The sequence below is a fragment of the Streptomyces sp. NPDC088147 genome (genome assembly GCF_044741565.1).
Lineage (GTDB): Bacteria > Actinomycetota > Actinomycetes > Streptomycetales > Streptomycetaceae > Streptomyces.
Genome location: NZ_JBIUSY010000003.1, coordinates 932362 through 943921 on the forward strand (window position 1 = coordinate 932362; position 11560 = coordinate 943921).

The following is an 11560-nucleotide window of genomic DNA, read 5'->3' on the forward strand; positions in this document are numbered from 1 at the left end:
TTCGCCGTTACGCAAGCTGACGTTGAGGGGAATTGTGAGCTTCGATCTGCTCAGTGAGCCGTGGCTGCCCATGGTGGACAGCGGAGGCGAACCCGTCGAGGTCGGTCTTCGCCGGGCGTTGTTGGAGGCGGGTGCGTTTCGTCGGCTGGCAGGGGAAGCCCCGACGGTGACGGCAGCCCTGCACCGTCTGGTGCTGGCGCTGGTTCACCGCGTCTACGGGCCGGCGAGTTCGGACGAATGGGCCCTGCTCTGGGCCGAGCCCGAAGGACTTCCGCCCGGGCCACTCGACGAGTACACCGCCAGACACCCAGGCGCGTTTGACCTGCTGCACCCCGAGGAGCCGTTCCTCCAGTGCCCGCCTCTGAAGGTCACAGCCCCTGGCACAGCGGGGAAGATAGTCGCGTTCCGCGCCACAGGCAGCAACCGCACGCTGTTCGATCACACGACCGCCGACGACCGCCTGACGCTGTCCCTCGCGGAGGCCGCTCGCTGGATGGTGACCACCCTCGCTTACGACACGTCCGGCACCAAGCAGAGCTTCACCACGGTCCGTATCTCCGAGGGGGGACTGGCCAACAGGTTCGGCACCGCACTGATGGAAGGGAAGACGTTCCACGAGACGCTGCTGCTGAACACAGTGCTCTACAACTCCGACGCCGAGCTACCGCTGGGCACCACCGCCCAGGACCGGCCCGCCTGGGAAGCACCGCCTCCTGAGCCGGAGCCTGACGAACGCCCTCCGTACGGCTGGACGGACTTGCTGACCTGGCCCTCGCGGCGCATCCTGCTGCACACCCGGCAGGAGAACGACGCGACTCTGGTCGACGGGGTTGTCCTCACCCCCGGCACGCGCCTCACCGCCGACCTGGACCGCGTCGAACTCATGGCGGGTTTCCGCCGCCCCTGGCTCAAGGGCAACCAGCAGGGCCGGATGGAGCCCGTCGCGCTGGACGAACTGCGAGGAATCTGGCGGCACAGCCAGGATCTACTGCTTTCCAGTGAGCGCCGGTGGTGGAACACGTTCCAGGCCAAACTGCGCGACCGCGACCTGCTGCCCGCCGAGGAACCCGAACGGCAGCGCCCGGCCGCGCTGAACCACATCGCCGAGTTGGTCGAAGACGGTCTGATCCCAGAGGAGACGGTCTACACCTTGCGGGTTTTCGGCCAACAGCTTGGCGACAGAGGCGGCGACACCTACTTCTGGCAAGAGGAATCGGTGCCCGCCCCGGTCGCTCTGCTGCGCGCGGAGAACGCCCGGATCGGCTACCTCATCGGATACGCCGTATCCCTGGCCGATGACCTCGGTGAGGCCTTGACCATGTTGCAACGCGATTACTACACCGCCTTTCACGGGGACCGCCCGTCGAAGGGCCGTCGGCAGGGCACGCCGGTCGAGGCAGTGACCGGTTACTGGCCGAGGCTGACCGTTCCGTTCGCCGACCTCCTGCGGGAGCTGGGCACGGCGGTGCTCTCCGGAGACAGCGAAATCGTCCCCATGGAGCGCTGGGGGAATCGCACGGTGGAACTGGCCGATCAGGACGCCCGACGCTGGCTGCACGGCACACCGCGCCGTGACCGGCTCGTTCTCGCCGCCGCTGCCTGCTGGGAGGCGTATGAAGAGCAACGTCAAAGCCTGGGGCGGGTCTTCCGCAATGGCCTGGACCGCTACAGCCCATCGCAAGAAGAGAGGGCCTCATGACAATCTCGGTCGTCAACAACTCCGCGCCTGCTTTACGGCAGCGGCGCGGAGCTTTCGTCACCCACCTCTACCGACTGCAGCGTGACCTCTCTTCGCCACACCGTCCGGTCGCCTCCGACGCCCGACGCCAGTTGGCCGTACTGCGCAGAGCCGGCAGCGGACCGCGCTACGAGGCCCAGGGCTACGAAATCCTCTTCGCCTTCGACCCACCGCGCGAGGAAGAGCGTATGTGGTTGACCACCGCGACGCTGTTCGCCCAGCACCCCCGACCACAGTTCGCCGAGCCGTGGCGCCGCGAGTCGATCGGCACCGCGATGGGCCTGCTGGCACAGCAGCGCCAAGGCTCGATCGCGCGGCGCTTCACCCAACTGGTGTCCGTGGAATCCGCAGCACTGCCGTATTACCTGAGGCAGGCCCTGCAACTGGTCGGCGACGGCTCTGTCGGGGTCGATTTCTACCGGCTCCTGGACGAACTGGTCGTCCTGCTCGGTAGCGACCGCACCAGTGCCGGCGAGGACCATCGGGCCCAGATCCGGCTGGACTGGGCGCGCGACTACAGCCGGGCCCAGCGCGGTACTCGGGGGCGCCGCACGACCTTGCCGCCCACAGCTTCCGCCCCTGTCCCCGATGCTCCGACCGACTGACCGCTTCATCCAAGGAACTTCCATGCTCATCGAGCTGCACCTGCTTCAGTCCTTCCCCGTGTCCAACCTCAACCGGGATGATCTCGGCCAGCCCAAGACCGCCCTGTTCGGCGGACACACCCGTGCCCGGATTTCCAGTCAGTCCCTCAAACGGGCCGTCCGGAATCTGTTGCCCCAGCATGGTCTGGATCTGTCCGAGACCGGTGTGCGTACGAAACGGTTACGTGACGCCGCCGGCGCTCTGCTGAAGAGCGCAGGCCGCGACGAGGAGCAAGCCAAGGACATCGTCCAGGCCGGCCTGGAAAGTCTCGGCTTCGGCGTCGACGCTCGCGGTCTGACCGAGTATCTTCTCTTCGTCGGTCACCCGGCCGCGAAGGCACTCGCCGAATACTGCGACCTCAATTGCGATCAGCTCGCCAAGGTGGTCGCCGCCAAGAAGGCCGCCGCCACGAAAAGCGCCGCGAAGAAGGCTGTCGCGGACGATGAGAAGAAGCCGCGAGTGGTCAAGTCGGGGAAGACCAAACCTGACAAGACTGCGATTGAGGCGGCACGCCGCATCCTGGATGCCACTCGCGCCGCGGATGTCGCTTTGTTCGGACGCATGATCGCCGACAATAAGGACTTCTCCGTCGACGCGGCTTCCCAGGTCGCTCACGCACTGTCCACTCATGCGGTCACTACCGAATTCGACTACTACACGGCAGTCGACGACTTCCGCCCCGGTGACGAGCCCGGCGCGGACATGATCGGTACGGTCGACTTCAACACCGCCTGCTACTACCGCTATGCCAACCTCGACCTCGGTCAACTCACCAAGAATCTCGCCTCTGACGCGGACCTTGTCACGCGTAGCGCCCAGGCCTGGCTGCATGCCTTCATCCATGCCGTCCCCGGAGGCAAGCAGAATTCCACCGCGGCGCGGACGATGCCCCACACCCTGCTGGGCGTCGTTCGTGACAACGGCGCCTGGAACTTGGCCAATGCCTATCTTCAGCCCGTAAGCGGAAGCGCTGATCTGATGGCGGCCTCCACCGAGCGCCTCATCCAGCACTTTCAGCAACTGAGTACCTTCTACGGCACCGACTCGGTACGCCGTACTGTCTTCTCCGCCATCGACGGACATCTGCCCGGGGTTCCGGAGAACGAGACCGCGCTGAACGTCGACGACTTCGTCACCCGCCTCGTCACCGCCACCACAAGCTGAACGGCGACGACGCCATGCCCATTCTGTTCCTGCATCTCGACGCTCCCATGCAGTCCTGGGGCACACGTTCCCATTTCGGCAGTCGCGACACCGCGACCGAACCTACAAAGTCGGGCCTTGTCGGACTTATTGGTGCGGCCCTCGGCGTGGCCCGTGATGACACCGAGATGATCAAAAAACTCGCCGCTCTCCGCCTGGGTGTGCGCGTCGATCGGGAAGGCACCCTCGAAGAGGACTACCACACCGTACAGAACGTTCCCAATACGACAGGTAAGGGCCACCGCGGCGTGATCACGCGCCGCTACTACCTGGCTGACGCTCTCTTCCTTGCCGCTTTTGAGGGTCCTGCCGAGGAACTCCACGCGATCCACCACGCTTTGGAACACCCGCGCTGGCCGCTGTTCTTCGGCCGTAAGGCATTCCCGCCGGCCCGTCCACTGGTCGTACCCCTGGGAAGCGAGCTGTTCCCGTCCATCACCGAGCAGACTCTGGAAGAAGCCCTCCATCAACACCCTTGGCTCGAGGCGGACACCGCCGTCCGTCATCGCGCCGCGCAGCCAGGCGAATCACTCTGGCTGCGTGCGGTTGTTGAAAGCGATCCCGCCCACCCCGAGGCCGAATTGCGCCACGACCACCCGGTCACCTTCGAGCAGAACAATCGTCGGCACCGTACACGCACCGTACGCACCTTCCACATCCCCGTCTCTCCTGGACTCCTCAGTCGTGCTCAGTCGTAGCCCGCACGCCCCAGCGCAAGAGAGCCCGGTCGCTGCACCAGGGCCGCCCATCTCGAAGGACAAGGACATGACCATCCTCTGGCTGACGCGCCTCGTGCTCGATCCGCGTAACCGCGAGGTCGCCAGAGACCTCGCGAGCGCCGTCAGTCTGCACCGTCGGATCATGTCGCTTTTTCCCGACAACGTCGGCAGCCAGGCTCGCCACGACCTTGGCGTCCTCTTCCGTGTCGAAGACGGTCCTGCGGGATCCCACTTGCTCATCCAAAGCGGTCATGAACCCGACATCAAGCGACTCCCCGACGGCTACGGGCAAGCCTGGACGAAACCCCTGACACCGATGCTGGACTTTCTCAGCCCCGGGCTCCCCCTCCGCTACCGCATCGCGGCCAATCCCATCCGCAAGCCGGGGAAGACCACCCGTGAGTTGTACGGACTGAAGCCCATCGTCCCGCTCAGCGGCGATGCCGCGCGCCAATGGTGGCTCCGACAGGCCCAGCAGTCCGGGCTGCATATCCACGCCGCCCACGCGTCACCCCTCAGCCCCGTTGGTGGACAACGCGCCAGGGGCCAACGCATCCACCACGCCCGCTGCCTCTTTGAAGGCACCGCCACTGTCGCGGATCCTGACCTGCTCCGCAGGAGAGTCGCCGAGGGCATCGGTCGCGGCAAGTCCTATGGCTGCGGTCTCCTCAGCCTCGCCCCGGCAGCGACGCTCAGTTAGCACACGGACCAGGGGAAACAGCGCCCGTACTCGTGGTTTTGCTCGGTACGGCCATTGGCCAGATCGGTGTCGTGGCTGTTTGCACTCCGGTCGCCGTCGAGCTGTGATCCATCGGTCTGGGTGATGGGATCAGCCGCGCGGCTCTTGGGGCGAGCTGAGGTGATCTGCGGCTACGAAGTGGCTGATGCTGAACGTGCGACTGTGCCTCAGCAGGATTTATTCGCCTGCTGAGGCACGTCAGTCGCTGCAGACATGACTCTCGTGCCGTTTCCTGCGCGACGCGGCAAGCAGGAGTGAGGCCCCGTCCCGTTGCGTCCCTGGTGGCCAGGAATGACCTGCGGCCGTAGTCGAAATCGCAAGGGTGCTTCTTTCCGACGGTGCCCTCGCCCCCCCCGCATGGTCCAGAGCCGCGTCGCTCCTGACCCCACCCGGCTTCCCCAGGGATACGCCGAGGTCCAGGCCAGGGACATGCACGCCCTCTTCGGCGCGCTGCGCCCCGGCCTCGTCGTGCGCTACCGGCTCCTCGGAAACACGGTCCGCTGGTGCGGTCGCAACAGCACGGCGGGCAGGTGGAAGCAGGCCATCCCGCTGCACGGCGAGGAAGCCGACCGCTGGTGGACGGAGCGCGCGACGGCCGCCGGTCTGTCGCTTTGTACGGTCCTCTCCGATTCGGCGGAGACGCTCAGCACATGGCACGCGGACGCCCGCGACCAAAACGCCGGGCAGAGCAAGGAAGAAGGCGGTGGGCGCCGGCCGGCGGTGGCCGGAGTGGTCGGTGGACGCCGCTCGCGAGAAGGGCAGGTACTGGTGCCCCGTCAGGCCACGCTGTTCGAAGGGGCCGCCGTCGTGCGCGACGCGGAGGCGCTGCGGGACGCGCTGCTCAACGGCATCGGCCGCAGCAAGTCGTACGGGTTCGGGCTGCTCAGCCTCGCGCCCGGCGTCCAGGACGGTTGAGGGCGACGCACCATGACCGACTCCCGCTCTCCGCACGACAAGGGCACAGCGCGCCGTCGTATCGCCGCACCCACGCTCGCCATGCTTCCCCGGGTGGGGGACTCCCTGTCGTTCCTCTACGCGGACGTGGTCCGTATCGTCCAGGACGACACCGGGGTCTGCGCCGAGACGACATCCGCGGACGGCGAGACGACCCGTGTCTACCTGCCGACGTCGGCGCTCTCCTGCGTCCTGCTCGGTCCTGGAACCTCCATCACCCAACCCGCCATGGCCACCTTCGCCCGGCACGGCACCACGGTGGTGTGCGCGGGATCCGGCGGTGTCCGCTGCTACTCCGCGACCACGTCCGACGCGCTCACCACCCGGTGGCTCGAACACCAGGTCCACCAGTGGAGCGACCCCGAACGCCGGCTGGCGGTGGCCAGGCAGATGTACCTCATGCGCTTCAACGACGAGGTCCCCGCGACGACGCCGCTCAACGCGCTGCGTGGCCTGGAAGGCCAGCGCGTCAAGGCCCTGTACCGGCTGCTCGCCCAGCAGCACGGCATCGGCCGGTTCCGTCGCAATTACGACCCGGCGGCCTGGGACGACCAGGATCCGGTCAACCTGGCCCTGTCCTCGGCCAACACCTGCCTGTACGGCATCGTGCACGCGGCTCTCGTCGCCCTCGGCTGCTCACCGGCGCTCGGCTTCGTACATCAGGGAAAGCAGCACGCCATGGTGTACGACGTCGCCGACCTCTACAAGGCGGAACTCACCATCCCGCTGGCGTTCTCCCTCCACGATTCGCCCCACCCCGAGGCCATGGCCCGCCGAGGCTTCCGCGAAGGGCTCCGCCTGTACAAGCTGATGCCGAGGATCGTCGCGGACGTACAGGCCCTCTTGGCGCCGGGCGAGGCGCGGCCATTGCCGGACGGGCATGCGGTGGAGATGGTCAACCTCTGGGATCCGGAGGTCGGTTCTGTTCCGGCGGGCGTCAACTACGCCCAGCAGGCGGACACCTCGTACGTCCCCGACGCCGACGAAGCTCCACCCGAGGCGGATCGCTCCCCGGAGACCGGATCGAGCTGACGCATGGAGCTCCACACCCGTGAGCTGCGGCTCCTACACGGCGGCTCCGCTTCCACGATGCCTCTGCCCGCCCCGAGGAAACCGGTGATTCATGCCGTCCATGACGGTTCTCTCCACCACATCCGTCCCTGACCACGTCCGCGGCGCACTCACCCGCTGGATGATCGAAGCCACCCCCGGCCTCTACGTCGGGACACTCTCGGCCCGCGTCCGCGACGAACTCTGGCGTGTGGTCAGCGCTTCGGTCGGCTCCGGTGCCGCTGTACTGATCCACCCGGAGGCGAACGAACAGGGCTACGCGCTCCAAACGGCGGGCGAACGCCGCAGAGCCATGGCTGATTTCGACGGCTTGACCCTGGTTGCTTTCCGCCCGGAGGAGTACCAAGAAATGACGGACCGCTCCTAGAGGCCCTGCTCAGGAGGTGTGCTTCCCGCGCGGGCGGGGGTGAGCCGTGCCAGACCGGGTCTCCGATGTACGTGAATCAGTGCCTCCTGCGCAGGGGGAGCCGGCACACCGCGACCTTGGCCAGACCACGGCCTCGCGCTTTCATTGCGGGCGAGGGGGAGGGGAGGAGGAACCGGCGTGGATCGCCGCCATCGGCTGGGGCGCTGAGTGCTTCCCCCCCGCCCGTGGCGGGGTGAACCGGTCATCGCTCCCAACCTCCATTGAAGGGTTCCCCCGCCTGCGCGGGGACCACCGAGGGGAGCAAGATCCCGTTATTTAGTGTGACGGAACACCCCCGCCCGCGCGGGGACCACGGACGCGGTCCGGCGGGTCTGCCCGAGCTTGTCGGAACACCCCCGCCTGCGCGGGGACCACGAACAGCGTGCGCAGGACCTCGGGCTGCTTGGCGGAACACCCCCGCCTGCGCGGGGAGCACCGAAGGCCTCCCCACCGAGCCCGAGATGCTGCCGGACCACCCCCGCCTGCGCGGGGAGCACCGCGCAAGTGGCGCACGTTCAGGGCTGCGAGGCGGACCACCCCCGCCTGCGCGGGGAGCACGGTCTCGCTGTAGACGACAGCCCATGGGGTGCCGGACCACCCCCGCCTGCGCGGGGACCACGTCCTGGGCCCTGATCCGCCGGACGACTGCCTCGGACCACCCCCGCCTGCGCGGGGACCACTCGTCGGCCCGGATGGCGTGGCGCACCTCCCACGGACCACCCCCGCCTGCGCGGGGACCACGGAAGCCTGCCAGACCGAATCTCCTGCTCGACCGGACCACCCCCGCCTGCGCGGGGACCACGATGCGGGCCGCTACATGGTCCCGGTCGGCAGAGGACCACCCCCGCCTGCGCGGGGACCACTGAGCGGGACACGGTTCACCCCGCTCCCCATTCGGACCACCCCCGCCTGCGCGGGGACCACCCTCGCTCACCGTGCCGGTCTGCGCCGCGCCGCGGACCACCCCCGCCTGCGCGGGGAGCACCCTTTTCGACCTGCGGCGTTAGAGAGGCTTTGCCGTTGCTTGACCATGGGTCGTTCTCACGCCTTCATGGTGTCAGAGGCGTGTAGTCGGTGGGGCGGCCTTGTCGTCGTAGCTGGACCGAATGCCCACCGGATCGCTCGACAAGCCGGCCAACCGACCTTGCCGGTCAGGGGGTTTGGGCGGCTGCCCGTTACGCCGAGCCGAGCCTCTCGCGCCTCCGCCTCAACCGCAGTTCAGGAATGCGTCCCGTGCCGGCGCCGCGACACGGGGCGGTACCGGGGCCGGGGCCGCGTGTAAGTGGCGGTGGGGGGTGGTGGCGTGGCAGGGGCAGTCGCAGCGGAGCGTTTCGATCGCCGGGCCCGTGCGCGACTGCCAGGGGAGGCGGGTCTCGCTCGGGCCGTGGCATTCCGCGTGCTCCTCGATGCGGCACGCCGGTGCCGTGTAGGCGGGCGCCTTCTGGGTCACTGGGCCGCTTCCACTTCGTGTCCGTCCGTCGTCGCGCGGGTTGCCGCGTCATCCGTAGGTGTTGCTTCCGCGCCGTGCCCGCTGGGCCGGGGCGGTGCCGCGGCACTCACCATGACAGCCCTCCCGCTACGCTCAGTCGCCCGTCCATTACTGGGCTCATGACAGTAGGGAGCGGCGATCACCGCTTGAAGTGACCACGGGTACGGGTAGCCGGCCGCGGTCCGCGTGCAATTGGGGGCCTCGTGCCGAACGTTCCGCGGTTCACCCTGACCGGCGGTCGGGAAAGTGTGCCGAGGGCTCGTGCGGGGATCGTGTCCGGCTATGTCCTCCGGATCATCCGTGAGCAGTTGGGGCTCACCCAGGACGCGCTGGCCGAGCAGTTCCGGGTGTCGGCCGACACCGTCGCCGGGTGGGAGTCGGGGCGGCGGGCGCTGACCGCCGTGCCCGTCGGGCAGCTGTTCGTGTACAGCCATCGGCTGATGAGGCTGGGCACCGTCCCCGCGCTCCTGCTTTCCCTGGAGCGCGCCATGGAGGCGGACGTCCTGCTCGCCGGTGCGCTGGACGGTGGTTCGTCGTACGAGGCCAACCCGCTGGGCGCGTGTGTCATGCGGCGGGATCTCGTCGAGGTGCTGGCCTGGCCGCTCAACGGGGTCGCTCCCGCGCATCTGGCCGCGCTGCCCGAGCCGCCGCGCCCCCGGCGCGGGCCGGTGCCCCGGGGGCCCGAGCTGGCGGCCGCGGACCGTCGCCGCTTCTTCTCGGAGATGCGGCACACCGCCGAGCGGGCCCGTGGGGCGGAGAGCTTTCTGCTGCGGCGCCAGGCCCTCTATCTGGCCGGCTACGACGACCGCGCCGACACCCCCGGCTGGCTGGCCCGCCAGCAGCGCACCGAACGGCCCGACGACTGGCTGTCGGGCTGGCTCAACTCCCGCTCGGTGGCGGCGGTCGCCGCCCGGCACGGCGACCGCGACCGGATGCGGTACTTCATCGACAGCGCCCTCGCCGACGACGACGCGGGCGAGGCCGCCAATCTGAACTACTGGGCGTACTGGATCGGCGAGGCACCGCACATCCAGCTCTCCGACGACTTCATCGCCGCCCGCACCCCGGGCCGCTGGCCGGGCGACAAGCTGATGCATCACCTCGTACGGGGGCTGACGCCGCGGCATGGGTTCTTCGACCTCAATGTCCACACCCTGTGGGCGTTGCTGGCGGCCCGGCCCAATCTGCTGCGGCCCGGAGGTGCGGCGGGGAGCGCGCTCAGTGCGTGTCTGCCGGCCCTCCTCGACGACCGGGAACTCCCGGCGCGCGCGAGGAGAGAACTCCAGGGCATCCGGTACGCGATACGGCTCGCCGAGGCGTGAGCATGGGTGTGGGTGTGGGTGTGGGTGTGGGTGTGGGTGTGGGTGTGAGGGTGGGTGTGAGGGTGGGGGTGGGTGTGAGGGTGGCGGTGGAGGTGCGTTCAGGCGTTGGCGTACGGAGGCATATGCCTGCGTGATAGCCGTCGCCTTTCCCGGTACGGCCGAAAATCGCCCGCCTAACGCCTTTCCGTTCGCGCACCTCTGCGCGCATTTCTCGCCACTTCGTCGCGCTTCGGCCATTGTCCCGCGCACCCGGTCTGCCGAGATGAATAGTTGGCTACCTTTGGGCGCTGCTCCGGACAAAACCGGATGCCGGGCCATTCGTGGAGAACGGAAAAGGAGGGGCATCGCACCATGCGCGAACAACTTTCCCCGGAACTCGACGAGAGCATGCTGGAGCAATTCCGGGAGCGAGGCTATCTCGTCCTTCCCGGATTTATCCCAGCCGATTCGCTGGCGTCCCTGGAGCGTGAAGTCGATCTCTGGGTGGACAGCGGTCTGCGAAAGCGTTCCATCGCCGCCGCGCTCGAACCCGAGGTGTACGGCGTGCCGGACATGGTGGAGATAGAGCTGGCGGCCCACGGCGAACTGGCCGTGCATCCGCCGCTGATGTCCTTGCTCGCGCGCCTCATGGGGCCGTCGTTCGTCTTCCACCATCTGCACAGCGACCGCCGCGCGCCGGGCGCCCCCGGCAAGGGCTGGCACCACGACTACGAACAGTCCCCGCAGCGCGACCGCGACCATCTCATGGTCCATGCCCTGCACTACATCGGCGGCCTCCAGCCGGCCATGGGCGGGCTCGCGGTCCTCCCGGGATCGCACCGCGAGGTCGCCGACAAATCGGCCCGTGCCCATCTCGGCACCGGCCCGCTGCCCTCCGAGGCCGTGATCGACGCACTGCCGCCCGGCTCCACGGTGGTGCTGCACTCCGCGCTGTTCCACGCCCGCCGTACGGCCCCCGGCGCGTCGGGCGGGCCCCGCTACATGATCGACGCCTCGTACTGCCAGACCGGCACGCGCTGGCCGCCGGTCAAGCCGTACTGGCGTCATCTGCTCGCCACCGCACGCGAGTTGGACCTCGGGCGGGGCCGGTGGCCGGAGCTCTTCGCCGAACGGCACTTCACCGAGTACGTGCGCGGCAGAGCCGGCTGAGTCCGGCCAGGGGAACTCGGGGAGCGCCGCCCGAACGCGGTCGCGTTCCGCCGCGTCCCGTCGAGTCCGGCGCACGAAGCGCACGAAGCGCGTGAAGCGCGTGAAGCGCACGAAGTGAGGGGAGT

General features: G+C 68.4%; 10 protein-coding genes and 1 CRISPR repeat array. All 10 genes read left to right on the forward strand.

What is annotated here, in order from left to right:
- The first annotated feature begins 34 nt into the window (after positions 1–34).
- The 10 genes from casA to ACIOGX_RS15100 all read left to right on the forward strand — a co-directional run bounded on the left by casA (position 35) and on the right by ACIOGX_RS15100 (position 11435).
- Complete coding sequence (gene casA, locus ACIOGX_RS15055; RefSeq protein ID WP_401913282.1) at positions 35–1699, forward strand: type I-E CRISPR-associated protein Cse1/CasA; 1665 nt, start codon at positions 35–37, stop codon at positions 1697–1699.
- Positions 1696–2343, forward strand: coding sequence for a type I-E CRISPR-associated protein Cse2/CasB (gene casB / locus ACIOGX_RS15060; RefSeq protein ID WP_401913285.1), 648 nt, complete (start codon positions 1696–1698; stop codon positions 2341–2343). Before casA ends, casB begins: the two co-directional genes overlap by 4 nt.
- A gap of 22 nt (positions 2344–2365) precedes the next feature.
- The gene (gene cas7e / locus ACIOGX_RS15065) at positions 2366–3547 is read left to right on the forward strand and encodes a type I-E CRISPR-associated protein Cas7/Cse4/CasC (protein WP_401913288.1); all 1182 of its coding nucleotides are present in this window, start codon (positions 2366–2368) and stop codon (positions 3545–3547) included.
- 14 nt (positions 3548–3561) lie between these two features.
- The gene (gene cas5e, locus ACIOGX_RS15070) at positions 3562–4284 is read left to right on the forward strand and encodes a type I-E CRISPR-associated protein Cas5/CasD (RefSeq protein ID WP_401913291.1); all 723 of its coding nucleotides are present in this window, start codon (positions 3562–3564) and stop codon (positions 4282–4284) included.
- A gap of 67 nt (positions 4285–4351) precedes the next feature.
- Entirely contained in the window at positions 4352–5005 is a 654-nt protein-coding gene (cas6e, locus tag ACIOGX_RS15075; protein WP_401913294.1) for a type I-E CRISPR-associated protein Cas6/Cse3/CasE, read from the forward strand.
- A gap of 396 nt (positions 5006–5401) precedes the next feature.
- Positions 5402–5959 (forward strand): type I-E CRISPR-associated protein Cas6/Cse3/CasE, encoded by a 558-nt coding sequence (locus ACIOGX_RS15080; protein WP_401913297.1) that lies wholly within the window; start codon positions 5402–5404, stop codon positions 5957–5959.
- A gap of 12 nt (positions 5960–5971) precedes the next feature.
- On the forward strand, positions 5972–7030 hold the full coding sequence (gene cas1e / locus ACIOGX_RS15085) for a type I-E CRISPR-associated endonuclease Cas1e (protein WP_401913300.1): 1059 nt from the start codon (positions 5972–5974) through the stop codon (positions 7028–7030).
- Positions 7031–7121: 91 nt separating this feature from the next.
- Positions 7122–7436, forward strand: a complete 315-nt coding sequence (gene cas2e, locus ACIOGX_RS15090) for a type I-E CRISPR-associated endoribonuclease Cas2e (RefSeq protein ID WP_401913303.1) — start codon at positions 7122–7124, stop codon at positions 7434–7436.
- Positions 7437–7699: 263 nt separating this feature from the next.
- Positions 7700–8460: a CRISPR direct-repeat array (repeat unit 25 nt; unit sequence CGGACCACCCCCGCCTGCGCGGGGA).
- A gap of 752 nt (positions 8461–9212) precedes the next feature.
- Positions 9213–10286 (forward strand): helix-turn-helix domain-containing protein, encoded by a 1074-nt coding sequence (locus tag ACIOGX_RS15095; RefSeq protein WP_401913306.1) that lies wholly within the window; start codon positions 9213–9215, stop codon positions 10284–10286.
- Positions 10287–10637: 351 nt separating this feature from the next.
- Complete coding sequence (locus ACIOGX_RS15100) at positions 10638–11435, forward strand: phytanoyl-CoA dioxygenase family protein (protein ID WP_401913309.1); 798 nt, start codon at positions 10638–10640, stop codon at positions 11433–11435.
- The last annotated feature ends 125 nt before the right edge of the window (positions 11436–11560 follow it).